The organism is Trueperaceae bacterium, from assembly GCA_036381035.1.
GTDB lineage: Bacteria > Deinococcota > Deinococci > Deinococcales > Trueperaceae > DASRWD01.
The window spans coordinates 74,278-100,584 of sequence record DASVDQ010000024.1; the positions used below are offsets into that span (position 1 = coordinate 74,278).

26 protein-coding genes are annotated in these 26,307 nt (G+C 74.1%); 17 read left to right on the forward strand and 9 right to left on the reverse strand.

Translation table 11 applies throughout. The annotated features are described in order from the left end of the window. Positions 1–87 precede the first annotated feature (87 nt). Both VF202_03545 and VF202_03550 read left to right on the forward strand, forming a co-directional pair. Positions 88–717: a CBS and ACT domain-containing protein gene (locus tag VF202_03545; GenBank protein HEX7039170.1), complete on the forward strand. Its 630-nt coding sequence runs from the start codon at positions 88–90 to the stop codon at positions 715–717. Between the two features lie 3 nt (positions 718–720). Further along, positions 721–1,008: a S4 domain-containing protein gene (locus VF202_03550; protein ID HEX7039171.1), complete on the forward strand. Its 288-nt coding sequence runs from the start codon at positions 721–723 to the stop codon at positions 1,006–1,008. A gap of 72 nt (positions 1,009–1,080) precedes the next feature. Here the strand turns inward: VF202_03550 and der are convergent, their stop codons facing one another. From der to cdaA, 5 genes are all read right to left on the reverse strand, one after another. Then, positions 1,081–2,397 carry a ribosome biogenesis GTPase Der gene (gene der / locus VF202_03555; protein HEX7039172.1) on the reverse strand — a complete coding sequence of 439 codons (1,317 nt, stop codon included), beginning with the start codon at positions 2,395–2,397 and terminating at the stop codon, positions 1,081–1,083. Beyond that, on the reverse strand, positions 2,390–3,373 hold the full coding sequence (gene fmt / locus VF202_03560) for a methionyl-tRNA formyltransferase (GenBank protein ID HEX7039173.1): 984 nt from the start codon (positions 3,371–3,373) through the stop codon (positions 2,390–2,392). The genes der and fmt overlap by 8 nt, the downstream gene beginning before the upstream one ends. A 2-nt stretch (positions 3,374–3,375) precedes the next feature. Continuing rightward, positions 3,376–4,119: a peptide deformylase gene (locus tag VF202_03565; GenBank protein ID HEX7039174.1), complete on the reverse strand. Its 744-nt coding sequence runs from the start codon at positions 4,117–4,119 to the stop codon at positions 3,376–3,378. A gap of 19 nt (positions 4,120–4,138) precedes the next feature. After that, a complete protein-coding gene (locus VF202_03570) occupies positions 4,139–5,068 on the reverse strand; it encodes a CdaR family protein (protein HEX7039175.1) in 930 nt (309 codons plus the stop codon). Positions 5,069–5,141: 73 nt separating this feature from the next. Then, on the reverse strand, positions 5,142–5,873 hold the full coding sequence (gene cdaA, locus VF202_03575) for a diadenylate cyclase CdaA (GenBank protein HEX7039176.1): 732 nt from the start codon (positions 5,871–5,873) through the stop codon (positions 5,142–5,144). 388 nt (positions 5,874–6,261) lie between these two features. Here cdaA and prfB point away from each other — a divergent pair. The 6 genes from prfB (at position 6,262) to VF202_03605 (ending at position 12,289) form a co-directional block, all read left to right on the forward strand. Beyond that, positions 6,262–7,351 (forward strand): peptide chain release factor 2 gene (gene prfB, locus VF202_03580; protein HEX7039177.1). Its coding sequence is split into 2 segments (ribosomal slippage): positions 6,262–6,309 and positions 6,311–7,351, totalling 1,089 coding nucleotides; the frame shifts between segments, so codons are not numbered across the junction. Beyond that, complete coding sequence (locus tag VF202_03585) at positions 7,324–7,989, forward strand: hypothetical protein (GenBank protein HEX7039178.1); 666 nt, start codon at positions 7,324–7,326, stop codon at positions 7,987–7,989. The genes prfB and VF202_03585 overlap by 28 nt, the downstream gene beginning before the upstream one ends. A gap of 16 nt (positions 7,990–8,005) precedes the next feature. After that, on the forward strand, positions 8,006–9,070 hold the full coding sequence (locus VF202_03590) for a hypothetical protein (protein ID HEX7039179.1): 1,065 nt from the start codon (positions 8,006–8,008) through the stop codon (positions 9,068–9,070). Further along, the gene (locus VF202_03595) at positions 9,067–10,713 is read left to right on the forward strand and encodes a methylmalonyl-CoA mutase family protein (protein ID HEX7039180.1); all 1,647 of its coding nucleotides are present in this window, start codon (positions 9,067–9,069) and stop codon (positions 10,711–10,713) included. The genes VF202_03590 and VF202_03595 overlap by 4 nt, the downstream gene beginning before the upstream one ends. A gap of 48 nt (positions 10,714–10,761) precedes the next feature. Beyond that, positions 10,762–11,175: a cobalamin B12-binding domain-containing protein gene (locus tag VF202_03600; protein ID HEX7039181.1), complete on the forward strand. Its 414-nt coding sequence runs from the start codon at positions 10,762–10,764 to the stop codon at positions 11,173–11,175. Positions 11,176–11,296: 121 nt separating this feature from the next. Further along, entirely contained in the window at positions 11,297–12,289 is a 993-nt protein-coding gene (locus VF202_03605; protein ID HEX7039182.1) for a M23 family metallopeptidase, read from the forward strand. 22 nt (positions 12,290–12,311) lie between these two features. On the opposite strand, the gene VF202_03610 is transcribed toward VF202_03605, so the two are convergent. Continuing rightward, positions 12,312–13,013, reverse strand: a complete 702-nt coding sequence (locus VF202_03610) for a C4-type zinc ribbon domain-containing protein (protein ID HEX7039183.1) — start codon at positions 13,011–13,013, stop codon at positions 12,312–12,314. Positions 13,014–13,141: 128 nt separating this feature from the next. Between VF202_03610 and VF202_03615 the strand changes: the two genes are divergently transcribed. The 5 genes from VF202_03615 (at position 13,142) to VF202_03635 (ending at position 18,084) form a co-directional block, all read left to right on the forward strand. Further along, entirely contained in the window at positions 13,142–13,675 is a 534-nt protein-coding gene (locus VF202_03615) for a hypothetical protein (GenBank protein ID HEX7039184.1), read from the forward strand. 100 nt (positions 13,676–13,775) lie between these two features. Continuing rightward, positions 13,776–15,191 (forward strand): DUF512 domain-containing protein, encoded by a 1,416-nt coding sequence (locus VF202_03620; GenBank protein ID HEX7039185.1) that lies wholly within the window; start codon positions 13,776–13,778, stop codon positions 15,189–15,191. Beyond that, a complete protein-coding gene (locus VF202_03625) occupies positions 15,191–16,120 on the forward strand; it encodes a UbiA-like polyprenyltransferase (protein ID HEX7039186.1) in 930 nt (309 codons plus the stop codon). The genes VF202_03620 and VF202_03625 overlap by 1 nt, the downstream gene beginning before the upstream one ends. Positions 16,121–16,303: 183 nt before the next feature. Further along, the gene (locus VF202_03630) at positions 16,304–16,993 is read left to right on the forward strand and encodes an LON peptidase substrate-binding domain-containing protein (protein HEX7039187.1); all 690 of its coding nucleotides are present in this window, start codon (positions 16,304–16,306) and stop codon (positions 16,991–16,993) included. Beyond that, complete coding sequence (locus VF202_03635) at positions 16,990–18,084, forward strand: tRNA pseudouridine(13) synthase TruD (GenBank protein HEX7039188.1); 1,095 nt, start codon at positions 16,990–16,992, stop codon at positions 18,082–18,084. Before VF202_03630 ends, VF202_03635 begins: the two co-directional genes overlap by 4 nt. On the opposite strand, the gene VF202_03640 is transcribed toward VF202_03635, so the two are convergent. Further along, a complete protein-coding gene (locus VF202_03640; protein ID HEX7039189.1) occupies positions 18,029–20,533 on the reverse strand; it encodes a VWA domain-containing protein in 2,505 nt (834 codons plus the stop codon). The genes VF202_03635 and VF202_03640 overlap by 56 nt on opposite strands. 41 nt (positions 20,534–20,574) lie before the next feature. Here VF202_03640 and VF202_03645 point away from each other — a divergent pair, with 41 nt between their 5' ends. Genes VF202_03645 through ricT form a run of 3 tightly spaced genes read left to right on the forward strand, consistent with a single transcriptional unit; the run spans position 20,575 to position 23,217 of the window. Further along, positions 20,575–21,780 carry an ATP-binding protein gene (locus VF202_03645; GenBank protein ID HEX7039190.1) on the forward strand — a complete coding sequence of 402 codons (1,206 nt, stop codon included), beginning with the start codon at positions 20,575–20,577 and terminating at the stop codon, positions 21,778–21,780. 35 nt (positions 21,781–21,815) lie between these two features. Continuing rightward, complete coding sequence (locus tag VF202_03650; protein ID HEX7039191.1) at positions 21,816–22,403, forward strand: ribonuclease HII; 588 nt, start codon at positions 21,816–21,818, stop codon at positions 22,401–22,403. 22 nt (positions 22,404–22,425) lie between these two features. Then, positions 22,426–23,217 carry a regulatory iron-sulfur-containing complex subunit RicT gene (gene ricT / locus VF202_03655; protein HEX7039192.1) on the forward strand — a complete coding sequence of 264 codons (792 nt, stop codon included), beginning with the start codon at positions 22,426–22,428 and terminating at the stop codon, positions 23,215–23,217. Positions 23,218–23,302: 85 nt separating this feature from the next. Here the strand turns inward: ricT and VF202_03660 are convergent, their stop codons facing one another. Together VF202_03660 and VF202_03665 are read right to left on the reverse strand one after the other, a co-directional pair. Beyond that, positions 23,303–24,292, reverse strand: coding sequence for a hypothetical protein (locus tag VF202_03660; GenBank protein HEX7039193.1), 990 nt, complete (start codon positions 24,290–24,292; stop codon positions 23,303–23,305). Further along, entirely contained in the window at positions 24,289–25,044 is a 756-nt protein-coding gene (locus tag VF202_03665) for a metallophosphoesterase family protein (GenBank protein HEX7039194.1), read from the reverse strand. Before VF202_03665 ends, VF202_03660 begins: the two co-directional genes overlap by 4 nt. Positions 25,045–25,117: 73 nt before the next feature. Here VF202_03665 and VF202_03670 point away from each other — a divergent pair, with 73 nt between their 5' ends. Then, entirely contained in the window at positions 25,118–26,254 is a 1,137-nt protein-coding gene (locus VF202_03670; protein HEX7039195.1) for a PEGA domain-containing protein, read from the forward strand. The last annotated feature ends 53 nt before the right edge of the window (positions 26,255–26,307 follow it).

Consider the following 26,307-nt stretch of genomic DNA (forward strand, 5'->3'; position numbering starts at 1 on the left):
CATGGCACGGGCCGCCGTGGGAAGGACGCCGGTCCCGGGAGGCCCGTCGCGCCGGTGGTAGCATCGGGCCACGATCAGGAGGGGAAGATGCTCGTAAGCGAGTGGATGACGCCTGACCCCAGGACCGTCTCGCCCGACACGCCCGTCATGGAGGCCATGCAGTACCTCCGCGAGGGCGGCTACCGCAGGCTGCCCGTCACGCGCGACGGCGTGCTCGTGGGCATCGTCACGGACCGCGACCTCAAGGAGGCGACCCCCTCGCGCGCCACGACGCTCTCCATCTACGAGCTGAACTACCTGCTCTCGAAGCTCAAGGTCAAGGACGTGATGCGCACGCCCGTGATCACGGTGCGCAGCTCGGACACGATCGAGCAGGCCGCCCTCCTCATGGAGGAGCACAGGGTGTCTGGCCTGCCGGTGCTCGACGGGGGCGACCTCGTGGGCATCCTCACGATCACCGACCTGATGCGCGCCCTCGTGACCTTCCTGGCCCTGCGCGAGGGCGGCCGCCGCGTCACCGTCGACCTGCCAGACGAGCCGGGCGTCCTGGCGCGCGTCGCCCAGGCCGGCCCGCCGTCGAACATCGTGGCGGCCGTCACGACCGGCATCCAGCCCGGCCACCGGCGCCGGCTCGTGCTCCGCGCCACGGGCGAGGGCGCCGACGGCTTCGCGGAGCGCCTGCGGTCCGCGGGCGTCGACGTCGTCGACGAGCGCTGAGCCATGACACCCGCGGGCGCCGAGCGCGTGGTGAGCGCCGTCGTGCCCTCGCTGCGCGTCGACGTGCTCGGCGCCAGGGCGTTCAAGGTCTCCCGCTCCTACTTCGCCCGGGGCGTGGCCGCCGGCAACGTGCTCGTCGGCGGCGAGCCGGCGGGGAAGTCCGCCAGCGTCGAGCCCGGCCAGGAGGTCGAGGCCATAGGCCTCGGCAGCTTCGTGCTCGTGACCGTCGACGGCGCGACGCGCAGCGACAACCTCAAGGTCACCTTGGCGGTGCGTCCGGGCGGACGCTAGGTCCTCGCTGGTCTCGCCTGGCGCGCTCCCGCCGCCGTTCGGCTGGCGGTCCGGGGCGCTTCGGGTCGGTCGCTAGGTCCTGACCCGCTTGCCGCCGCCGCTCCGCTCCTTGAACACGAGGCGGAACGGCACCTCGGCGAACCCGAGGTCCTCGCGGACCCTGTTGCGCAGGTACTGCTCGTAGGGCCGCGTCAGGAACTCCTCGTGGTTGATCGAGAACACGAACGTGGGCGGGGCGACGTCGACCTGCGCGGCGTAGAGGAGCTTCAGCGGCCGGCCCTTGAAGTTCGGCGGGGCCTGCCTGAGCGTCCACGCCTCGAGCCAGGCGTTCAGCTCGCCCGTGGGGACCCGCCTGTGCGAGGTGTCGTAGAGGCGTATGGCCGTGGCCAGCAGCTCGTGGAGGCCGAAGTCGGTGACCGCCGAGGTGTAGACGCGCGGCGCGAACGCGATGGGGGCCAGCTTCTCGTCGAGCATCCGCGTGAACGGCTCCAGCTGCTCGTCCGTGACGAGGTCCCACTTGTTCACGGCCACGACGACCGGCTTGCCCCAGTCGAGGGCGAGGTTCGCGAGCCGCAGCTCGTGGTCGCCGACCTCGAAGGGGTCGACGACGAGCACCCCCACGTCGGAGCGACGCAGCGCGGCCTCCGAGCGTATGCGCGCGTAGTACTCGAGGTCGCTCGCGTCCTTGCGCCGCATCCCGGCGGTGTCGACGAGCACGAACGGACGCCCCGCGAACGCGAAGCTCACGTCGACGGCGTCGCGCGTCGTGCCCGGCTCGTCGGCCACGATCACGCGCTCGTCGCCCACCAGCGCGTTGACCAGGCTCGACTTGCCCACGTTCGGGCGGCCGATCACGGCCACGCGCACCGGCTGCTCCTCGGGCTCGTCCTCCGCGGCGGGCAGGAGCTCCTCGATGCGGTCCACGAGCTCGTGGGTGCCGCGGGCGTGCTCGGCGGCGGTGGGGAAGGGGTCGCCGAAGCCGAGGGAGTATAGCTCGAAGAACTCGGCGCGCTCCTCGTGGCGCGGGTCGTCGAGCTTCGTCGCGACGAGCAGCACGGGCTTCCCGAGCTGCCTGAGCCACCGCGCGACCTGTTGGTCGCCGGCGGTCACGCCCTCGCGTCCGTCGACGGCGAAGAGGATCAGGTCGGCGCCCTCCACGGCGGACGCGACGCGCTGCTGGATGGGCCGCTCCCACCTGTCGCCCGACCAGAGGCCGCCCGTGTCGAGCACCGTGAAGGTGCGCCCCGAGTCGGTGGCGACGACGCCCTCCTTGACGTCGCGTGTCACGCCGGGCTGGTCGGCGACGATCGCGTCCTTGGAACCGACGAGCCTGTTGAACAGCGCCGACTTGCCCACGTTGGGGCGCCCGACGATCGCGACCCTAGCCAAGGCGCGCGCCCTCCCCGACGCCGCGCCCGTGCGCCCAGTCGCGCGCGCCCATCTCGCGTCCGCCGGCCGGCTTCACGCGCGTCAGCCGCACGGCGCCCTCGCCGGCGCGCACGACGAGGCCCTCGGCGCCCGCCGCGAGCACGGTGCCCGGGGCGGCCGCCCGCCAGACCCCGCGCGCGCCGCCCGCGAGGCGGTCCAGCTCGTCGTCGGTGGTGGCGGCGACGCCCAGTCCGGTCACCTTCACGCGCTCGCCGGCGTGCTCGAACGACGTGCCCGGCCAGACGCTCACGCCCCGGAAGCGGTCGCGCACCGCGCGCGCCGGGTCGCCCCAGCGCACGTGGCCGTCCTCCGGCTTCAAGAGCGGCGCGTAGGTGGCCTGCGCGTCGTCCTGGGGGGTGCTGGGCAGCGTCCCCTCGGCCAGGAGGTCGAGGGCCTCCGTCAGCGCCTCGGCGCCCAGGCGCGCCAGCCTGTCGGTGAGCTCGGCGGCGTCCTCGTCCGGCCCCACGGGCGTGCGGCGCTGCAGCCTCACGGGCCCCGTGTCGAGGCCCTCCTCCGTCTGCATGATCGTGACGCCCGTCTCCGCGTCGCCGGCGATGAGGGCCCACTGCACCGGGGCGGCGCCCCTGTGCCTGGGCAGGAGGCTGGCGTGGACGTTGAGGACGCCGTGGCGCGGCGCCTCGAGGACGGCCGGCGGGAGGATGCGCCCGTAGGCGGCCGTGACGCCGACGTCGAGGTCGAGCTCGCGCAGGCGCGAGAGGAACGCCTCGTCGCGGCGCAGCCTCGTGGGCTGCCACAGCTCGAGGCCCAGCTCGCGGGCCAGCGCGGCGACGGGCGGCGCCCTCAGGCGCAGGCCGCGGCCCGAGGGCCTGTCGGGCTGGGAGACCACGATGACGACGTCGTGGCGCCGCAGCAGCGCCTCCAGGCTGGGCAGCGCGAACGCGGGCGAACCGAAGAACGCGACGCGGAGGGGCCGCACGCCTACGTCCGCGACGCGGAAGGGCGTCCCCGCTCCGCGCGCTCGCGCTCCTTGGCGCGGGCGCGGGCCTCGCGCTGCCACTCGGCCAGCAGCTGGCGGTTCTCCTCGAGGAAGCGCTCGCGCCTGTCGGCGGGCAGGTGGTCGAAGAAGAGGACGCCCTCGAGGTGGTCGTACTCGTGCTGCAGCACGTGGGCGAAGTAGCCCTCGGCCTCGAGCCGGTGCCGCTCGCCCCGCAGGTCCTGGTAGTCGATGACGACGCGCTGGGCGCGGGGGACGTCCTCGACGGAGAGGCCGGGCAGCGACAGGCAGCCGTCGCGCCCGAACTGCCTGCCCTCCAGCGCCACGACCTCGGGGTTCACCAGCACGTGCTCGCGCACCACGCCCCAGGCGCGGCGCTTCTGCTCCGGCGTGAGCTCCTCGCCCTCGTCGTCCGCGACCTCGGCGCCCGCGGTCGACCCGCCCGCGTCGACCGCGGGCGCGCCGCCGACATCGGCGCCGGCGGGCGCCTCGCCCATCACCTGTCCCTCGCGCGCCTCGTCGCCGTCCTCGGCCTCGCCGACCTCGAGCGCGACGAACAGGCGCAGCGGGCGGCCGATCTGCGGCGCCGCCAGGCCGACGCCGTCGGCCGCGTACATGGTCTCGACCATGTCGGCGGCGAGGCGGGAGAGCTCCTCGTCGAAGCGCGTGACGGGCCCGGCGCGGCGCCTCAGGATGGGGTCGCCGTAGAGCACGATGGGGTGGATCAAGGCTCCTCCGTACGGACGCCTATGGCGCTAGCGGCTGTCTCACGTACTGCAGTGTGGCGGTCGGGGTCTGCATGGCGACCACGCCTTCCGGGAGCGCCAGGCGAACGGGCAGAGTATACCGGCCGGGGTCGACGGGGCCGGTAGGGGCGTCTACCGTGCCGGCCACGCTGGTCAGCTCCGCGAGGGCCGCCGGCGGTCCGGCGACGGTGACCGTGGGGTCGTTCAGGGTGACGGCGCCGATCTGGGGGTCGCTCGGCGCACGCAGGTCGACCTCGACCTCGCGGGTGACGAGGGCCGGGCGCGTGCCCACGCTGACGGTCACGGTCGGGGGCGAGAACTCCACGTCGGGCACCGGCTCGCCGGCGGCGTCCACGGCGACGAGCCTGGCGACGCCGCCGCCCACCGCCGGCGCGAGGGCCAGGACGCGGGCGACGCGGTCGAGCACCTGGCTGCGGCCCGTGAGCGTGACGGCGGCCGGCTCGGCCTCGGCCTCCACCAGCATCCCGGCGGGCGGGTCGCCCGTCAGCGCCACGGTGACGGCCACGGTCGACGAAGTGATCGTCTCGAGGAACCCGATGACCTCGGCCGGCTCGACCCGCAGCACCCTGATGTCCTGCGGCGCCTGCACCGTGACCTCCTGCGTGAACTCGCCGCTGACGGCGGTGAGGTCGAGCGAGGCCCTGAGCATCTCGGGCGTCAGCCGGTCGACGCGCAGGCTGGGCCCGCTCACGGACACGGCCACGGTCTGCGGCAGCCCCACGGGCACGAAGCCCTCCGCGACGCCGTCGACCTGCAGGGGCAGGAAGAGGCTGCGCTCGGTGAGGGACGCGCTCGAGCTGGTCACGAACAGCCAGATCAGGAAGGCGATGACGACGGAGGCCAGCTTCGGCGGCCAGTTGCGGGCGAGCCGCTGGAGCAGCGCGCGCACGGTGGCCGCGAAGCCCGTCAAGGCCGCCACCCGCCCGCGCGGGCGGACGCGGGACCGGCCGTGCGCGCTCCTGCGTCGGCGCCCGTCCGCCCGCTCACGTGTACGCCTCCTGGAGCGTCGTCAGGACCTCGGCCGGGGCGATGTCGGAGCGCAGCTCGCCGCCGCGGGCGACGGAGACGGTGCCGCGCTCCTCGCTGACGACGATCACGATCGCGTCGGTGAGCTCGGAGAGGCCGAGCGCGGCCCTGTGCCTGGTGCCGTGCTTCACCGACCAGCCCTCGTGCTTGTCGGAGAGGGGGAAGATCGCCCCGGCGTGCGTGACGAGGTCCTCCTTGATGACGACGCCGCCGTCGTGGAGGGGGCCCGTCGACGCGAACAGCGTCTGCAGCAGCGCGGCCGTCACCGGCGCGCCGATGGGCGTGCCCGTCTCGCTGTACTCCTTCAGGGGCGTGCGCTGCTCGATCGCGATCAGCGCCCCCTTGCGCTGCGTGGCCAGCTCCCTCACCGCCGACATGATCTCCTGGACGGGGTCGCCCTTCGCCGCGGTGCGGAAGCGTCCCCTGCCGAAGCGCTCGAGGACGGCGCGCAGCTCGGGCTGGAAGACGACGACGAGCGCGATGAAGCCCACGGGCGCCACGGCGTCGAAGAGCCACTCGGTGGCCTCCATGTTCAGCTGCTCGGCCACCACCCACAGCACGGCCAGGCCGGCGAAGCCCCTCACGACGTTCCACGCGCGCGAGCCCACCAGGAGCGCGTACGCCTGGTAGAGGATCACCGAGATGATGAGGATGTCCAGCGCGTCCTGCAGCCGGAACCCTTGGAACACAGACAACTCGAGCGCCTCCGGCGGTGGTTACCCGGGAGCGGTAGCGGTGCTCAGGCCGAGCCCGGGGGCCGCCGCCGACGGCCGGCCCCGTGGCGCACGCGCACCATCGTGGGGTGGACCACGTCCGCCAAGAGGATAACATCGGCCCCGCCGCAGCCACGCGGCCGTGACGGCCCTCCGGCGCGGGCCCCCGCACCGCGCGCGGGCTGGCCGGACGGCCGTCCGTAACATGGTGGTCGCCCGGCACCACCCCGCGCCGCCCGCGGGCCCCCGCACCGCGCACCGGCGCGGCGAGTCCCCGGCCCAGCGACCGGGCCCCCGCGCCCGTGTGGCGCGGGCCGGGTCGGTGCGTGCGGACGCGATACACTCGCCGCAGAGAGGTGTGAGCATGGTCTCCGACCTGAAGCAGAGGATCGACAGCCTACGGGGGTATCTTTGACCTGGCCGCCAAGCGCGCCAGGCTGCAGGAGCTCGAGCCGCAGCTGAGCGACCCGGGCCTGTGGAACGACCCTGACAGGGCCAAGCGGGTGACGCAGGAGGCCACGCGCCTCCGCCGCGTGATCCAGCAGTTCGACGCGATCGAGGACGACGTCACGGGCCTCGGCGAGCTCTACGAGCTGGCCTCCGACGACGACGTGGCCGAGCTCGAGCCCGAGCGGGAGCGCGTGGAGCGCGAGCTCGAGGGCCTGTTCCGCGAGACGCTGTTCAACGGGCCGCACGACGACCGCGCGGCGATCATCACGATCAAGCCCGGCGCCGGCGGCACGGAGTCGTCGGACTGGGCGGGCATGCTGCTGCGCATGTACCGGCGCTACGCCGAGCGCGAGGGCTACGACGTCGAGCTGCTCGACGTCGTGCCGAACAGCGAGGCGCCGCACGGCGTCGACTACGCGCAGATGATCGTGCGCGGCGACCGCGCCTTCGGCCGGCTCCGCGTCGAGGGGGGCGTGCACCGCCTCGTGCGCGTCAGCCCCTTCGACTCCCAGGGCCGCCGGCACACGTCGTTCGCCTCGGTCGAGGTCATGCCGGAGATCGACGACACCATCGCGATCGAGATCGACCCCAAGGACGTCCGCGTCGACGTCTACAGGTCGAGCGGCCCCGGCGGTCAGTCGGTGAACACGACGGACTCGGCCGTGCGCGTGACCTACAAGCCCGGCACGCCGGAGGAGATCGTCGTGACGTGCCAGGACGGCAAGTCGCAGATCAAGAACCGCGAGAAGGCGATGACCGTGCTGCGCTCCCGCCTCTACGAGCGCGAGGAGAGGAGGCGGCGCGAGGAGCAGATGAGGGCCCGCGGCCAGCAGAAGGCCATCGAGTGGGGGTCGCAGATCCGCAGCTACGTGCTCGACAAGCGCTACGTCAAGGACCACCGCACCGGCGCGATGCGCCACGACCCCGACGCCGTCCTCGACGGCGACATCGAGGACCTCATCTGGGCCGGCCTCGAGTGGTCCGCCAAGGAGGGAGCGGCGTAGCCGCCAAGGGCGTCAGGCTGCTGGCCGTCGCCGACGAGGTGTCGCCGGTGATCCACTCGCCCGGCTTCCCCGACAACCTCTCTCCCTTCGACCTCGTCCTCTCGGCCGGCGACATGCCCGGCGAGGTGCTCGAGTTCATCGCCACGAAGACGAGGGTCCCGCCCCTCTACGTCGTCGGCAACCACGGGGTGGAGCTGCTCCGCGAGAGGAGCGGCGCCGCCCCGCACCGACGCCCGGGCGGCTGCGTCGACGTCCACCTGAGGTACGTGGAGGTCGGCGGCGTGACCGTGCTCGGCTTCGAGGGCAGCGCCCGCTACCGCGACGGGCCGTTCCAGTACAGCGAGCGGGAGTTCGCCTGCATGGTCGCGCGCCTCACGCCGCGCCTGCTCTACGAGCGCCGGCGCAGGGGACGCGCCGTCGACGTGCTGCTCACCCACGCCCCGCCGGTGGGCCCGTCGGCGGGACCCGACCACGCCCACCGCGGCGTGCCGGCCTTCAACGCGTTCCACCGCCGCTGGCGTCCCCTCGTGCACGTGCACGGCCACCTGCACCTGGAGGGCGGCGGGCCGCGGGAGCACGTCACCGAGGACGGGGTGCGGGTCGTCAACGCCTTCGGCTACACGCTCATCGACCTGTGAGGGGGATGATCCTGGCGTGAGTGGGGCCGAGGGGAAGCCAGCGCGCGCCGCTCCCGAGCGGGGCGCGACCGACATCGCCGGGCAGGGGCGGGCCGGCGCGGCCCGGCCGCCGGCGGAGCAGGAGGCCATCGCCGCCTCGTCCGGCGGTCCGCCGTTCCTCGCCCGGCTGCGGGGCAGCGCGGCCCTGGAGGTGAGCGGACCCGACGCCGCCGCGTTCCTCCACGGCCAGCTCGCCAACGACGTCACCGGCCTGCGCCCGGGTGGCACGAACCGGTCGCTGCTGCTCAACCACAAGGGCCACGCCCTGGCCGAGGCGCAGGTGCTGCGCCTCGAGGAGCGGAGGCTGGTCCTGGTCGTCGACGACGATCGGGTCGAGCAGGTCGCCGAGAGCCTCGAGCGGCACGTGGTCTTCGACGAGGTGGAGCTGCGCCGCGTGCCGGCGGCCGCGGTGACCCTGCAGGGCAGCGCCGCCGCGGACATCCTGGCGGCGGCCGCCGGCGCGCGCGGCGCCGCGGGCGCGCCGGGCGAAGGCGCCTTCGCGTCTGTGAAGCTGGCCGGCGCCGCGGCTCTCGTCTACGCCGTGCGGCGCTCGTCGGCGGGCGGCTTCGACGCCCTCGCCCTGGGGCCGGGCGACGCGAGCGCGCTCGAGGCCGCCCTGGTGTCGGCCGGCGCCGTGCCGGTCGGTCCTGGGGGGCTGGACGCGGCGCGCGTGGCGGCGGGCGTCTCGTCCGCGGGCCGCGAGGGCGGCGAGGGCGTCCTGCCGCAGGAGGCGGGCCTCGAGCGCTTCGTCTCGTTCCGCAAGGGCTGCTACCTGGGCCAGGAGATCATGGCGCGCGTGGCGGCGCGGGGCGCGGTGCGGCGCGGCCTGGCCACCCTCGAGCTCGCCGGCGAGCCGGCGGGGCGCGACGTGGAGGCCGGCGGACGCGTCGTGGGCCGCCTCGGCACGGTCGCGCGCCTCCCCGACGGGAGCCTGCGCGCGCTGGCGGTGCTGCGCCACGACCTGACGGAGGGCACGGCCGTTTCCGCCGGCGGCGCCGGCGCGGTCGTCGTCGTCGGGCCGGTGCGTAGAATGCCGTCATGAAGCCCAAGGACAGGTGGCTGGCGGAGGAGTACGCCGAGGCGACGCGCTCGCTGCCCGAGCGCGACGTCCCGTTCGAGACGCTCTCCGGCATCCCCGTGGAGCCCCTGTACACGCCTGAGGACCTGGAGGGCTTCGACCCGGAGCGCGACCTCGGCTACCCCGGCACCTTCCCCTACACGCGCGGCGTGCGCGCCAGCATGTACCGCGGACGCCTGTGGACGATGCGCATGTTCGCGGGCTTCGGCACGGCCGAGCAGACGAACGAGCGCTTCAAGAAGCTGCTCGCCGCCGGACAGACGGGTCTGTCTACCGCCTTCGACCTGCCGACCCTCATGGGCTACGACAGCGACCACCCGATGGCCCTGGGCGAGGTCGGCAAGTGCGGGGTGGCGGTGTCGAGCCTGGCCGACATGGAGGTCCTCTTCGACGGGATCGACCCCGAGAGGGTCACGACCTCGATGACGATCAACAGCCCGGCGAACGCGATCTGGGCGATGTACCTGGCGATGGCCGAGAGGCGCGGCGCCGACCTGCGGAACGTGGGCGGCACGATCCAGAACGACATCCTCAAGGAGTTCATCGCCCAGAAGGAGTACATCTTCCCGCCGCGGCCGAGCGTGGACCTGGTCATCGACACGTTCGAGTGGGGCCCCAAGCACGCGCCCAGGTTCAACTTCATCTCGGTCTCCGGCTACCACATCCGCGAGGCCGGGTCGACGGCCGTGCAGGAGCTGGCGTTCACGCTGGCCGACGGCATGCACTACGTGCGCAAGGCGCTGGAGCGGGGCCTCGACATCGACGAGTTCGCGCCGCGCATCAGCTTCTTCTTCAACGTCCACAACGACTTCTTCGAGGAGATCGCGAAGCTCAGGGCGGCCCGGCGGATCTGGGCGCGCCAGATGCGCGACGTCTTCGGCGCCAAGGACCCGCGCTCGTGGATGCTGAGGACTCACGCGCAGACCGCCGGCGTCTCGCTGACGGCCCAGCAGCCGCTGGTGAACGTGGCCCGCGTCGCGATCCAGGCGCTGGCCGGGGTCCTCGGCGGCACGAACAGCCTGCACACCGACTCCTTCGACGAGGCCCTGGCCCTGCCGACGGAGGAGGCCGCCACGCTGGCCCTGCGCACGCAGCAGGTGATCGCGCACGAGACCGGCGTCACGAACACCGTCGACCCGCTGGCCGGCTCCTACTACGTCGAGAGCCTCACGAACGAGATGGAGCGCCGGGCCCTCGAGTACTTCCGGCGCATCGACGAGCTGGGCGGCGTCGAGGCGGCCATCGAGGAGGGCTTCTTCGCCCGCGAGATCGGCGACGCGAGCTGGCACTACCAGCGCGAGGTCGACGACAAGCGGCGCATCGTCGTGGGCGTGAACGAGTACGTGCAGGACCACCCCGAGGTGCCGATCCAGCTCGTCGACCCGTCCGTGGCCGAGGTGCAGAAGGAGCGCCTGGCGCGCGTCAGGCGCGAGCGCGACCAGGCCGAGGCGCGGGCCGCGCTCGCCGAGCTGGAGGCGGCGGCCAAGGAGGGCCGGAACACGATGCCCGCGTTCATGGCCTGCGCCCACGCCTACTGCACGCTGGGCGAGCAGATGGACGTGCTGCGCAAGGTGTTCGGCGTCTACCAGGAGCCGGTGCTGATCTGACGGCCTGGCGCGCCGGCCCGCCGCCGGCGCGCCGATCCGGGAGGGCGAGTGGACCGCAGGATACGTGTGCTCATCGCGAAGCCTGGCCTGGACGGCCACGACCGCGGGGCGAAGGTGATCGCGCGGGCGTTGCGCGACGCCGGCATGGAGGTCGTGTACACGGGGCTCCGGCAGACGGCGGAGATGATCGTCTCGGCCGCGGTGCAGGAGGACGTCGACGCCGTGGGGCTGTCCGTGCTCTCCGGCGCCCACATGCACTACTTCAGGCAGGTCGTGGAGGGCCTGAAGGAGAGGGGCGCCGGGGACGTGCTCGTCTTCGGGGGCGGCATCGTCCCCGACCAGGACCTGCCCGAGCTCGAGCGCCTCGGCGTCGGCCGCGTGTTCGGCCCGGGCGCCAGCACCGACGAGGTCGTCGCCTACCTGCGCGAGGCCGTGGCCGACAAGGTCGCCCGCGGACCGTGAGAGCGCGGCGGCTCGGGGACGCCGAGCCGTTCTCTGGCGAAGGTGAGGAACCTCATGACGCGCTCATCCGGGGCGCGTTAGGGTTGCTCGTCGCACCCTGCGGCCTACGGAGCACAGCGCCTTGAACCTGAAGCGTATCGTCGTCCTGTTCGTCTTGTGTGCCGTGGGACCCTACGCCGCCGCCGAGGCCTACGCCCTGCGCACGGTCGCGCCGGGCGAGTCTCTCGGCCTGATCGCCGACCGCTACGGGCTCTCCGTCGACGACCTCATGGTCTTCAACGGCCTGTCCAGCGTCACGATCCACCCCGGCCAGGTGCTGAAGGTCCCCTACGTCGACGCCGTCGGCGGACCAGCCGAGGCCACCGCGTCCCCGCCACCAGGCTTCCGCTGGCACGTGCTGGGAGAGGGCGAGACGCTGAGCACCGTAGCCAGCGCGTACGGGGTCAGCCTCGAGGCGATGGTGGGGGCGAACCCGGACATCTCCTCGCTCGACAGGCTGCCGGCCGGCATCGAGCTGCTCGTGCCGCCCGCGCTCGGCCTCGTCGTCACGCTCCGTCCCGGCGAGACGCTGCTCGACGTCGTCCACCGCCACGGCGTGGCCCCGGAGGACCTGGTGAGGGCGAACGAGCTGCGCTCCCCCTTCGACGTCGTGCCCGGCATGATGCTGTTCCTGCCCGACGTGCACCCCACGGAGGCGATGGCGCGCCTCGAGAAGGTGCGCGAGGAGGAGAACCGCTACGTGTGGCCTGTGCACGGGCGCCTCACCTCCTACTTCGGCCCGCGCAACCTCGGCATGGGCACCTCGAGCTTCCACCGCGGCATCGACGTCGCGGCGCCGTGGGGCACGCCCGTCGTCGCCGCCCGCTCCGGCACCGTCACGTTCGCGGGCTGGTCGAACCAGGGCTACGGCAACCTCATCAAGCTCAGGCACGCCGGCCACGACGAGACGTGGTACGGGCACTTCAGCTCGCTCGCGGTGTCGGTGGGCCAGTACGTGAAGCAGGGCCAGGTGATCGGCTACGTCGGCTCGACCGGCATCTCCACCGGCCCGCACGTGCACTTCGAGCTCTACGAGGCCGGGCGCGCGGTGGACCCGCTGTCGATGCTGCGCTGAGGGAAGCCGCGCCCGGGGGCGCTCAGCGTTCGCCGCTCCAGAGGATGCGCCCGCAGCTCGGGCAGCGCGTCACGCCCTCGCCCCGCCTGACCTTCTGGACGACGTGGATGGGCAGCCGCACGCTGCAGCCGCCGCAGCTCTGACCGTTGACGATCTCCACCAGCGCCAGTCCGCGGCGGGCCGCGCGCACCTGCTCGTACTGCCTCAGCAGCGGCCTGTCGACCCCGGCGGCCAGCTCGTCGCGCTGCGCCCTCGTCTCGGCGATGCGCGCGTCGACCTGCGCGACGCGCTCGTCCTCGCGGGCGCGCATCTCGGCCAGCGTGGGCTGCAGGCCGTCGAGCTCGGCCCTCAGCGCGTCGTGCTCGCCGGTGACGCGCTCGAGCTGCTCCAGGAGGGGCAGCGTGTCCTCCTCGAGCTCCTGCACGCGCGTGGCGAACTGCAGCTCCTGGTTCTGGAACTGGGCCGCCTCCTTGGCGCTGGCGGCCCGCATCGCCGAGTCGGCGGCGCCCTTGCGGCGCTCGGACAGCGTCTTGAGCTCCAGCTCGCTGGCGTTCACCCGCCGCCTCAGGTCGGCGACCTCCTGCGCCTTGCGCTCCAGCCGCGACTCCAGGTCGGCGACGCGAGCGACGAGGTCGGTGAGCTCCTGAGGCACCTGCCCGCGCTCGCCCTCCAGGGCGTCGATCTGCAGGTCCAGCGCCTGCACGTCGCTCAGTCTCTTCAGCATCAAGCCTCCATCGACGAGAAACCCCCGGCCGGCGCGGGGCGGGCGGGGGTCTCAGCGTCGCCTACGAGTGGCGGTCGAGTCACGAACGCAAGTCTAGCACGGGGTCCGTGACGCGGTAGACTCGCCCCGTGGCGTTCGAGCCGGCAGAGCTCCGGGAGTCGTCGGCGGAAGCCCCGCTCGACGAGGGGGTCGAGGAGTCGCCCGAGGCGTTCGTGGAGCGCTGGCGCGAGCACGCCGTCGACGCCGTGCTGTTCCCGCGTCCGGAGGGCGTGCCGCTCCTCGAGTGCGAGGTCGGGGGGACCGTGATACAGGTCTTCGAGCGCACCGGCCCCTACCTCTCGCGCCCGGGGCCGGCGAAGCTGATCGTGAACCCCACGACCGCCGCCCTCGTGCCCGCCGGCCCGGCCGAGCTCCCGCGGGTGGAGACCAGGGGCCTCAGCCGCCTCGCCGCCGTCGGCACCGCCGTGCGGCGGGAGGGCCGGGTCGTCGTCGTGGACGCCGGCGTCCCGCTCGTCGTGGCGGTGGAGGGTGCGCTGCCCGCGGGCGTGGGCCCCGGCTCCCTGGTCGCCTTCGAGTCCGAGGCGCCCGTGCACGGCTTCGTCGTGTCCGGCGCGCGCTACGCGGTGCACCGGCGCGAGGGGTCGGACGACGCCGCCTGGTGATGGATAGACCGTTCTATCCTTAGACCTGCGGGGACGGGGACGTCGGGCCGCGCCCTGCCGCCTGCCGCGCGCCCGACCCCGTCTGCTAGACTGGCCCGCTGTGCCGAAGGTCGTCCTCAGCCGCGCAGAGCCGCCGCCGCCCCGCGTCACGCCGGCGCGGGTCAGCGCCGTCGAGCCGGGCTCGCCCGCGGACGCGGCGGGCGTGAGGGCCGGCTGGGAGCTGCTGACCGTCAACGGCGAGCCCATACCCGACGTGCTCGCCTACCGGCGGGAGCTCGCGAAGGGCGTGGCCACCCTAGCGGTGCGCGACCCCGAGAGCGGCGCCGAGGTCAGCTTCGGCGTCGAGTGGGAGGAGCCCGGCCTCGAGTTCGACGAGGTGATCTTCGACGGCATCAGGCTGTGCGCCAACCACTGCGACTTCTGCTACGTCCACCAGATGCCCAAGGGCATGCGCAAGAGCCTCTACATCATGGACGACGACTTCAGGACGAGCTTCCTCTACGGTTCGTTCGTGACGCTCACGAACCTCACGGAGTCCGACGTCGAGCGCATCCTGGACGAGCGCCTCTCGCCCCTCTACGTCTCCGTCCACACCGCCGACGAGCGCAAGCGGGCCGAGCTGATGAAGTGGTGGCCCACGAAGACGCCGAACCCCGAGGCGACGAGCATCCGCGCGATGTTCGAGCGCCTGCGCGACATCGACCTCTACACGCAGCTCGTGCTCGTGCCCGGCCGCAACGACGGCGACGAGCTCGACGCCACCCTCGAGTACCTCGCCTCGCGGCCCAACGTCCTCTCCGTCGCGGCCGTGCCCGTGGGCCTCACCGCGCACCGCGGGCACCTCGCGAAGATCGAGCCGTACGACAGGGAGGGCGCCGCCGACGTGCTGCGCCGCGTCGAGCGCTGGCAGGGGCGCATGCTCGCCGAGCGCGGCACGCGCTTCGTCTTCGCCTCGGACGAGCTCTACCTCGTCGCCGGTCGCGAGCTGCCCGCCGCCGAGGAGTACGAGGGCTTCCCGATGCTCGAGAACGGCGTCGGCATGGTGAGGGACTTCCTCGGCGCGGAGACCCCGGCGCTGCCAGGCCGCCTGCCGTCGCCGCGCCGCGTGCTCCTGGCCACGGGCAGGCTGTTCGCGCCGGTGCTCGAGGAAGCCGTCGCGCCGCTCCGCGCCGTGGACGGGCTCGAGGTCGAGGTGCGGGCGCTGCGCAACCACACGTTCGGCGAGGTCACGACCGTAGCCGGGCTGCTCGCCGGACGCGACGTGCTCATGGGGGTCGAGCCGGGCGAGGCCGACCTGCTGCTGCTGTCGCCGAACATGCTCAAGTACGGCACGCAGACGATGCTCGACGACCGCACGCTCGCCGACCTCGAGCGCGAGCTGCGCATGCCCGTCGCGGTGGGCGGCACCGACCTGGGCGAGCTCTACGGCAGCGTGCTGCGGGGGCCCGCCGGCACCTACCTGCCGTCGTTCGGCTTCTCCACGCACGCGATCAAGGAGGCGGCGAAGCAGCACTGATGGAGGGCAGGCAGGCCGGAGCGGCAGCGCGCGCGGCGGCGAGCGGCCGGCCGCGGCGCGACCTGGCGACGTACCTCTCGCTCGTGAAGATCGAGCACTCGCTCTTCGCGCTGCCCTACGCCTACGTGGGCATGCTGCTCGCCGCCGACGGCTGGCCCGGCTGGCGGACCTTCCTGCTCGTCACGCTGGCGATGGTCGGCGCGCGCACGGCGGCGATGGCCGTGAACCGCGTCGTCGACGCTCGCCTCGACGCCCTGAACCCCCGCACCGCCGGGCGCGAGATACCCAGCGGGAGGCTCACGCGCTGGGACGGGGTCGCCGTGGCCGCGGCCGGGACCGCCGCGCTCGTCTACGCGGGCGCGTCGCTGAACCGCCTCACGCTCGCGCTCCTGCCCGTGGCCCTCGCCTTCCTCGTCGCCTACCCCTACACGAAGCGCTTCACCTGGGCCTGCCACCTCTGGCTCGGCGTCACGATCGGCGCCGCGGCGGCCGGCGGCCACGTCGCCGTCACGGGGTCGTTCTCGTGGGTCGCCGTGCTGCTGTGGCTGGCGGTGGCCGCCTGGGTGGCGGGCTTCGACGTCATCTACGCCCTGCTCGACGTGGCGTTCGACCGTGCCCACGGCGTGCACAGCGTCCCCGCCCGCTTCGGCGTGGACAGGGCGATCGGGTTCGTCGCCGCTCTCTACGCCGTGGCCTGGCTGTCGCTGCTCGGCGTCGGCCTCGCGACGACCGTCGACCCCGCCTGGCCGCACGCGCCGCTCGGCCCGGCCTTCACGGTCACCTCCGGCCTGGTCGGCGCCTACCTCGCCCAGCAGGTGAGGTCGCTGCTGCGCTACCGCGACGCCCGCGCGATCGACGCCTTCAACGTCAACCTCGCGCTCGGCCCGCTGGTGCTCCTCGGCACCGTCCTCGGCCTCGTCTGGCGCTGAGGTCGGCGCCGCGGGCGGCGGGTCGGGGGCGCCGGGCGCCGAGCCGCCCGGGGGACGTCCGCGGCGGCCGGGGAACGCGCCCCACGCGGCGCTCCCCGCGCTGGCCGCGACCCTGAAGCGACGCTGAAGGCCAGGGTGTTCGGGGCGCCCGCCGCCGCCACGCGTCCCTGGTACCGTGTGTGCATGGCGCCCCTCGACCAGAGCCACGAACGCGCCGGCGGGGAGGTCCTCCCGGTGCTCCCGCTCGACGTCGTCGTGTTCCCCGGCATGACCGTGCCGGTGACGGCCACGGAGGAGCGGTACAAGCGCCTGGTGCGTCTGGCGCTGGCCCAGGAGAGCGAGCCCAAGCGCGTCATCACGGTCCTGGCTCCGCCCTCGGCCCCCATACGCGACATGCCCGAGCACCTGGAGAGGTACGGGACGCTCGCCCACCTGCTCAGCGTGGAGGAGACCGACGAGGGCTACGACCTCGTGCTCCACGGGCAGGAGCGCTGCGAGGTGAAGGTCTCGCGCACCGAGGACGTGCCCGACGGCGCGGGGGAGACGAGGCCGCTGCACTTCGCCGAGTACCGCCCCGCCCCGGTCGTGCGCGGCGACCCGAACGCCGAGGCCGTGGCGGCCTGGGACGCGATCGACACGTTCAGGGCCTACGCCGGGGCGATGTACAAGGGCGACACCGACATCGACACCCACCTGCCGGAGGACCCGCTCTACCAGGCCTCGTTCGTGTGCGCCAACATCAGGGTCCCGGCGGTGAACAAGCAGCCCCTGCTCGACGCCCCCACGCTCACCGAGCGCTTCGACCTCGCCCGCCACCTCATGCTCGAGCGCCTGCGCAAGCGCGAGCAGCGAGGCCGTCGCCAGCGCGCTTGACCGCGGACGCGGGCAGCGCCGCCCGGCGCGAGCTCCTGACCTTCAGCTGGGAGCGGCTCCCCTTCGTCACCGCCGACGTGCCCGGCACCGGCGGCAGCATCAGGTCCGCGCCCGAGGACTTCGTGGTCGAGGAGCTGCCCCTCTACCTGCCGCAGGGAGACGGCTCACACCTCTACCTCAGGGTCGAGAAGCGCGGGCTCACGACGCGCGACCTCGTCATGGCCCTGGTCGGCGCCGGGGTCGACGAGGCGTCGGTGGGCGTGGCCGGCCTGAAGGACAAGCACGCGCTCACGACCCAGTGGCTGAGCCTGCCCAAGCGCCACGAGGGCGCCGTCGCGGCGCTCGAGGACCTGCCCGGCGTGCGCGTGCTCGAGCGCTCCTACCACCGCAACAAGCTGGGCCTGGGGCACCTGCGCGGCAACAGGTTCATCGTCACGGTCAGGGGCGTCGCGGACGGGGCGCGGGCGCGCGCCGAGGACGCCCTGGGGGCCCTCGCCAGGCGCGGCGCGCCCAACTGGTTCGGCCCGCAGCGCTTCGGCCGGTTCGGCACGAACGCCTACGACGGCTGGCGCGTGCTGCGCGGCGAGAACGTGCCGGGCGGGCACAGGCTGCGCCGCTTCTTCGTCTCCGCGCTGCAGTCGCTGCTGTTCAACGAGGTGCTCGCCGCTCGCATCGCTCTGGGGCTCTACGAGACGGTCGTCGCCGGCGACTGGGCCAGGAAGCACGACACCGGCGGCACGTTCCTGGTCGAGGACCCGGCCGCCGAGGCGCCGCGCGCGGCCGGGCTCGAGATCAGCGCCACGGTCCCGCTCTACGGGCGCAAGGTCAAGCCGTCTCCCGCCCGCGCGGGCGAGATCGAGGCCGCTGCGCTCTCGCGGCTCGGGCTCGCGTGGACCGACTTCACGTCGCGCCGCGGCGACAGGCGCCTGACGCGCATCCTGGTCGAGGACCCGTCCGTGAGCGCCGACGGCGACGCCGTCACGCTGCGGTTCACGCTGCCGAAGGGCTCCTACGCGACGTCGGTGCTGCGGGAGGTCATGAAGGTCGACGTCGACGAGCCGTCGACGCCAGCAGACCCAGAGGGCTCCTGAGGAGACCGCCGAACCCGCGCGCCGGGGCGCGGCCCGCCTCCCGCGCGGGCGAGAGACGCCGCCAGGCCAGCTCGACGAGGAACGCGGCCACGGCGGCCGCGAGCAGCGGCTGCCACAGCGAGCGGCCCGCTCCGCCCAGGTCGGGCGCGTAGTCGTCGCCCACGACCACGCTGCCGCCGGTGCGCCGCGCCACGGCGGCGAGCACCTCGGCGCCGTCGATCGGCGCGAACTCGGGGTCGGGCCCCGCCACCGGGGCGCGGGCGACCAGCTCGGAGCCGCGCGAGACGACCACGTCCTGGCCGCCGCCCGGCGTCCAGGGCAGCCGGCCCAGGTAGCGTCCGGGACCCACCTGCTCGAGGACGACCGAGCGACCGCCGTAGCGGGCCACGAGCCTCTCCCCGTTCACGTACTCGCCGCCGCGCACGGCGTCGACCACGACCTCGAGCTCGTTGCCGTCCCGCCGCGCCGTCGCGTCGTAGCCGGGCGGCACCGCCTGCAGCCAGCGGCCGAGCGTCCCCAGCGCGCCGGACAGGCCCGGCCAGTCGGCGAGCCCGCCGGCCCAGGCGTTGAGGTCCGTGGTCAGGGCGGCCGTGCGCCCCAGCCCGGCGCGTCGCACGGCGAGGATCGGCTCGCCCTCGCGTCCGCCCAGCAGCTCCTGCGCGTCCGACCGCAGGCTGGTGGCGACGTAGGCGTCGACGGGCGGCAGCGCCTCGGGGAAGTCGTAGAGCTGGTTCGGCCGGCCCCGCGGGACCGTCGGCTCGTCGACGAGCAGGGCCCGCGTGGCCGTGAGGGCCTCGTTGCTGAAGATCCGCGGCAGCGTGGCGACGTCGAGGGCGGCGTAGTACCGACCGCCCCCGGCCTCGGCGATGGCCTCGAGCCGCTCGAAGTCGGCCTCGGCGCCGATCGCGATCGCCGAGGTCGTGATGCCCTCCTCGAGCGCCGCCGCGGCGATGGCCGGGAAGTCAGGCGCCTCCTGCTGCGCCCCGAAGGGCCCGCTGCCGTCGTAGAGGCGTCCGTCGGACAGCACGATCACGTGCTTCACGGCCGCGTCCGTGTCGCGCAGGGCCTCTATGGCCATCTCGTACGCCGGGCCCAGGACCGTGCCGCCGCCAGTGCCCAGGCCCAGGATGCCCTGGAGCATCTCGCGCTTGCCGCGCTCCGTGGCGGGCCTCAGCTCGAACACCCAGCGCGTGCTGGCCTCGTCGGAGAAGGCGACGAGGCCCAGGAGGTCCTCCTGGTAGGCGAGCTCGACGACCTGGATCGCCCCCTCCTTGGCCAGGTCGATCTTCGAGGGGTTGCCCGTGGCCATCGACTGCGAGCGGTCGATCACCATGACCAGGGCGACCAGGGGCAGCGTCACCTCGGTGCGCAGGTCGGTGGTGACGGGCAGGACCTCCTCGACGGGCGTCCTGTACCAGCCGCCGAAGCCGAAGCTCTCGGGACCGCCCGTCATCAGCAGGCCGCCGCCGGTCTGCACGAAGCTGGCGAGGAGGTCGAGCTGCCCCGGCGTGAACTCGAGCGCGCCGCCGCGCAGCACCACGGCGCTGTAGGCCAGGGGGGAGGTGACGTCGGCGGGCGTGCCCTCGACGACCTCGAGCCCTTGCGCGCGCAGCACCTCGGCCATGGCCGGGTCGCCGACGACGAGCACGGGCGGCCTGGCGCGCACGGCCAGCTCGCGCGTCAGCGTCGTGGCGCCGGCCGGCTCGTCGGCCTCGAGGTAGACGGTGACCTCCATGGCCGACCCGTCGCCGGCCGTGAACGTGAACGGCACCGCCGTGTCGCCCGGCTCGACCGCGACCTCCCGCGCCGGCAGCGCCGTGCCGCCCGCCTCCGCCGAGAGGCGGACGGTCGTGGCGACGTCGGAGCGCACGACGGCGACGGCCTCGACTGCCTGGCCGGGCGCCGCCTGCGAGGGCAGGATCAGCTCGGCGAGACCGGTGCCGGGACGGCTGGGCACGTGGGCGACGTCGACGGGCACGGGCGGCAGCGACGTGAGCAGCGGGCCCTCCGGCGCCACGCCGTCGGAGACGAGCAGCACGCGGCCGGCCCCGCCGGCGGCGGCGACCTGCAGGGCGCGCGCCAGGTCGGTGCCGTCGGTCGTCACGAAGCCCGGCACCTCGCCCGGCAGGGTCGGCACGTGGACGGCGTCGGCGGCCGCCAGGACCACGGCGGCCGGCTCCGGCAGGCCGGCCACCAGCTCGGCCGCCCGCGCCAGCCCCGCGCCGCCCACGCTGTCGGAGACGTCGACGACCACGGCGAGGGACTCGCGGCCCCCCGGCACGACGGGACCGGCCAGGGCCAGCGCGGCCAGCGCGATGCCCAGCGCGCGCAGCCAGGAACCGGCGTCGCGCGGCCCCCGCGCCAGCGGCACGGCGCAGAGAGCGAGGGCCAGCAGCCACCAGGGCTGCGCGAGGGAGACGCCGAGGGCGGCGCTGACGGCTTCCGTCACGCTCGGATGCTAACAGCCGGCGGTTGGTACTATGCCCTCGGATGGCCGCCTCAGCCTCATTCGTGCTCATCGCCTCCGGGAGCCAGGAGCGGGGCCAGGCCCTGGGACGGGCTCTGGAGGGGCTGAGGGTCCAGGGGCAGGTCATCGACGACGTCGAGAGGCTCCTCTACGTCACCCGCGCCCCGGCGGCCCAGGCGGCCGACGGCGCGCCGGTCGGCGTCCCCGAGGCCGTCGTCCTCGAGCACTCGCTGGCCTCGCGGGTGCCCGAGGGCCTCGACATCGTCCACATCCTCCGCGGCCGCCAGCACCTCGCCCACGCGCCACTCGTCTACCTGGGCCCGCTCGACGCCGAGGTCGAGGCCAAGGTGATCGGCTCGGGGGCCGACGCCTACGTGACGCTCCCCACGCAGCCCGCCGTCGTCAGGGCGTACGTGGCGCAGCTCCTCACCCGCCGACGCGCCGAGCGCGACCTGCGCGAGGCCCTCGACCGCGCCCGGCGCTTCGAGCAGGCGCTCAAGGAGAGCGAGCGGATGAAGGACGACCTCATCCACATGCTCGTCCACGACCTGAAGAGCCCCATCTCGAGCGTGATGGGCCTGCTCGACCACAGCATCGAGATGATGCGCGGCGGCGACGAGAGCGGCGTTGCCGAGCTCCTCAGCCTGGCGCGCAGCGAGTCGCAGCACCTCCTGAACCTGGCGGCGAACATCCTCGACGTCAGGCGCATGAAGGAGGGGCAGATGCCGTACGCGCCGACGGTGATCCCCAGCCTCACCGACCTGGCCAAGGAGGCCCTGGGCGACGTCGTCGGCGGCCCGAAGGACCGCAACTTCGGCTTCCTCGTCCGCCCCGAGGCGGAGCGCATCTACGGCGACCCCAAGCTCCTGCGGCGCGTACTCGCCAACCTGATGGCGAACGCGATCAAGCACACCAGGCGCGGCGGCTACATCGACTTCAGGGCCTGGCGCCAGGACGACGGCTTCGTGCTCAGCGTCCGCGACGACGGCGAGGGCATCCCCGAGGCCGACCAGAAGCGCATCTTCAACGCCTTCGAGCAGTCGCGTCACACCGTGCACGACAGGTACGACTCCGGCATGGGCCTGACGTTCTGCAAGCTGGCCGTGGAGAAGCACGGCGGCAAGATCTGGGTCGAGTCGAAGGTCGGCCGCGGCAGCACGTTCTACTTCACGCTGCCCGACCTGGTGCCGGAGGACGCCGAGCCGGGCGAGGTGGTGGGGAACCCCTGAGCGCGGGCGTCATCGGCTGGGAGCTCGAGCGCAGGCTGTGGGCGCGCGGCGCCGTCGCCGTCGCCGGCGTCGACGAGGCGGGACGCGGGGCGCTGGCCGGTCCCGTGGCCGCCGCCGCCGTGCTGCTCCAGCCGGGGCGCGACTACCCCTACCGCGACTCGAAGACGCTGACGCGCGCCGAGCGCGCGCGGCTGGCGGCGCGGCTGCGCGGCGAGGCCGTGGCCTGCGCCGTCGCCTTCGCCTCGGCGGCCGAGGTCGACGCCCTCAACGTGCTCGGCGCCACCCGCCTGGCCGCGCGCCGGGCCGTGGCGCTGCTCGGCGAGCAGGTCGACGGCCTCGTCACCGACTACCTCGAGCTCGGCACCGGCCACCGCGAGGTCGCGGCCGCGCGCGCCGACGCGACCAGCTACCAGGTCGCCGCCGCCAGCGTGCTGGCCAAGCACGAGCGGGACCTGAGGCTCACGCGCCTCGACGACGAGTACCCCGGCTACGGTTTCGCGCGCCACGCCGGCTACGGCGTCCCCGAGCACCTCAGGGCGCTGCGCGCGCTGGGGCCCTGCCCGCACCACCGCCACAGCTTCGCGCCCGTGGCGGCCGTGTGCCTCTTCGGAGCCGCCGGCTGAGACGGCTCGGTTACCATCTCTCATGCCCGAGTGCATAGGCGTCCGTTTCGACAACGGGCCCAAGATCCACTACGTCGAAGCCCCGCCCACGCCGCCGGCTGTCGGCGCCACGTGCGTCGTCTCCACGCGTCGCGGGCTCGAGATCGGCACGGTGCGCACCGCGGTGCGCGAGGTAGAGCGCGCCTCCGGCCACTACGTGCGCGAGGCGCAGCCCGACGACGTCGAGCGCTACCGGGAGCTGCAGGCCAAGGCCGAGGACCTCAAGTGGCTCCTCAAGGCCCGCGCGCGGCAGGTCGACGCGAACATCAAGGTCGTCGCCCTCGAGTTCACGATCGACGAGAGCCTCCTCGTCGTCAGCTACTCGAGCGAGGGCCAGCCGCCCCTGCGCGTCCTCGCCCAGGAGCTCACCGCCCGCACGCCGGCCCGCGTCGAGTTCGTCAACGTCGGCCCGCGCGACCAGGCCCGCATGCTGGGGACGCTGGGCGTGTGCGGCGACGGCTCGTGCAGCTCGACCTGGCTGCAGAGCTTCAGCTCGGTGAGCATAAGGATGGCGCGGGACCAGCAGCTCCCGCTGAACCCCGAGAAGATCTCTGGCCCCTGCGGCCGGCTGATGTGCTGCCTGCAGTACGAGCACGAGATGTACCGCGAGCTCCTCAAGGGCATGCCGCGCAAGGGCAGCCGCGGCTGCCACGACGCCAGCGGCACCTGCGGGCGCATCGTGAAGCTGAACCCGCTCCAGGGCACGGTCGAGATCAAGACCGAGGAGGGCACCGTCCACGAGTACCCGGCGGCGGAGGTCTCCAGGCCGGGCTGAGGCGTCCCGCCTCGCCGTCACCCGGGCGCCGGCGCGCGGTGACCGGCCGGTCCGCCGTGGGCGTCCCCTCGCGTGCCGGACGCGCCTAGCCGGCCAGGCCGCGCACCGACGGTCCGTTCGACCTCTCCCGCAGCAGCTCCCGCAGGCGCAGCGCCAGGGACGCGCTCGCCAGCCCCGCGTTCGCGTAGGCCTCCAGCGCCGCCTCGTACTCGCCGACCAGGTCGAGGGCGGCGGCGTAGAGGCGGGGCGGCAGGTCCCTGAGCAGCTCCCGCAGCCAGCCGGTCGGGCCGGGCTCGGCGCCGGCCTCGTGCGCGGCGGCGACGGCCTTGGCGAGGTCCTCGGCGCCCTCGAGGGCGTGGAGCATGTCGCCCTCGACGCTGGCCAGGAACTCCGCCGCCGCCTCCCTCGCCTCCTCCGTGGCGGCGAGGCTCTCCCGCGCGCGCTCCACGAGGCCCGGCTGACCCAGCCGCACGCCGGGGTGGTCCGGCAGGTCGGGGGCCGAGGCCCTCACGGCGCCGAACCTGACGTTCAGCGCCCGCGACGCGACCGTGGGCAGCAGCGCCTCCGGCCCTGGCGCCACGAGCACGACGTAGGCGTGGCCGGGCGGCTCCTCCAGGGTCTTCAGGAAGGCGTTGGCGGCGTGGGCGTTCATCGCGTGTGCGCCGTCTATGACCCCGACCCTGAAGCGCCCGTGCGGCCGCGCGGCCAGCCACTCGCCCAGCGGCTCGGGGTCGGCGTTCGGCAGGTCCCTCCGCACGAGCTGGTCGATCGCGATCTCGGGCCGCAGCTTCGCCCGGCCCGACCGGGCCGTGGCCTTCGGCGACACCTCCTTGAGGTCGAGCGACCTGCCGGCGGCGACGGCGACGCACGAGGCGCACTCGCCGCAGGGACGCGAGCCCTCGGGCGCGAGGCAGTTCAGGTAGGCGCACAGCCACGCCGCGGCGCGTCGCCGACCGACGCCGTCGGGACCGGAGAACAGGAGCGTGCGCTGGGCTCCTCCCGGCGGCGCGCCCGCGAGGAGCCGGCGCAGCGACTCCTCCTGGCCCCAGGCGCCAAGGGACCCGGCCGCGCTCAACGGCCCACCGCCAGCCTGGCCGCCAGCACCTCGGGGTAGCCGGCGGCCCTGACCGCCGTCTGCACCGCCATCACGTCGAACTCCACGCGGTGGAAGTCGATGGTCATGCTCGGCACGTCGAAGAGCGCGTAGGCGGCCATGGGCACCTGGTCGCGCGGCTGGCCCACGGCGCCGGGGTTCGCGATCACGCGCGCCAGCGGCGGCACGCGGTAGGTCGAGCGCTCCTCGCGGAACGTCACCGTGCGCCACAGCTCCTGGGCCCCGTGCTTCGCCTGCGCGTAGACGCGCGGGTGGTGCGTGTGGCCGACGAACAGCAGGCGCGTGCTCATCAGCCCCACGTTGGCCTGGGCGCTGGAGAGCGTGGCCAGGTACTCCCACTGGCGCGTCAGGGCGCCGTGGGCGGCCTCCCAGGTGTGGTCGACGTGGCGGGCCTGGAAGGTCCTGAGGAAGTCGAGGCTGGCGGGGGAGAGCTGCTCGGCGTGGCGCTCCAGCACCTCGAACACCACGCTGGCGTCGCCGCGCCCACGGCCGCCGTCGACGATGTCGAGCAGCGCCGCGTCGTGGTTGCCCATGATCCTCACGCGCGGGGAGAGCTCGGCCAGGCGCTGCACGACCTCCTCGGCATGCGGGTAGTAGCCCACGGCGTCGCCCAGGAACGCCACCTCGTCGTAGCCGCGCTGCTTGGCGTGGAGGAGGACCGCGTCGAGAGCGGGCAGGTTCGCGTGGACGTCGCTCAGGACGAGGTACCGCATCAGCGCAGAGGATATCAGCAGCCCCCGCGGGGCCGGTCGGAGCGTCGCCCGGGGTGTAGATATACTGACGCCGATGGGCCCGCCCGCGAAGAGTCGCCACGCCGGGCTGCTACGCGCGGCGCTGGCGGTGGCGGCCCTCCTCGTATCCACCGCGCAGGCGCAGGTCTCGGTGCCGACGTTCGGCACGCGCGGCGACGTCGACGAGACGGTCCTGACCGCGTTCATGGCCGCGTTCCGCTCGGCCGTGGGCGCCGCGACCGGCCTCGAGGTCCGCACCGGAGAGCGGATCACGCCGGGCATCGCCGGCGCCCTCGACCCGGAGCTCACGATGCTGATCGCCGAGCTCGACGGCGCGCGCTACGCCGTCAGCGGCGAGGTGGCCCGCGTGGCCGACGCCCTCGGGCCCGAGTACACGGTCAACCTCATCGTCGTCGACTCGCAGGTCGACCGCGCCACCGACGTGATCAGCGCCCCGCTCGACCCGGCCGACCCGGGGCCTGCCGCCGCCGGCCTGGCCGCGGACGTAGCCGAGTTCACCAGGGCGGTCCTCGAGCTGCCGCAGGGCGACGCCGGCCTGTTCGTCTCCAGCGAGCCGGGCGACGCCCAGGTGTTCGTCGACGGCGTGTCGATCGGGCACACCGGCCAGCTCGACGTGGCCATGCTGAGGCCTGGCCGCTACCAGGTGGAGCTCCGCAAGGAGGGGTTCCTGCCGGAGGTCCGCATGGTCGAGCTGCGGGCGGGCGACACGAGCTTCCTCCACGTGATCCTGACGGCGATCTCCGGCGGCAGCGTGCAGGTGACGAGCCGGCCGCAGGCCCGCGTCTCGCTGGACGGCGAGGCGGCCGGGCGCACGCCAGCGACCCTGCCGGCGCTGCCCGGCATCCACACCGTGACGCTGGAGCGCGACGGCTTCCTGCCCGAGACCGTCTACGCCAACGTCCGCAACTACCGCGTCACCCGCGTCGAGGTGACGCTGACGCCCGTCGCGCCGCTCGTCGTCTTCTGGGACGAGCAGCGCGAGGTCATCGTCTACGTGGACGGACGCCTCATGCCGGGCGGCCACGCCGAGGGGATCACGCCCGGCCTGCGCGAGTTCCAGCTCGTGAGGGGCGGCGAGGTCAGGCGCTACCTGCGCGCCGTGCCGCAGACCGGCGTCCTGCGCCTCGACCTCGGCACTGGCGAGCTCGTGCCGTTCGAGCCGGCGCGCTGAGGGCGCCCCCGGAGGGCGGCGCCGCGCGCCCCGCCTCCGGTTCGCGGTCGGGA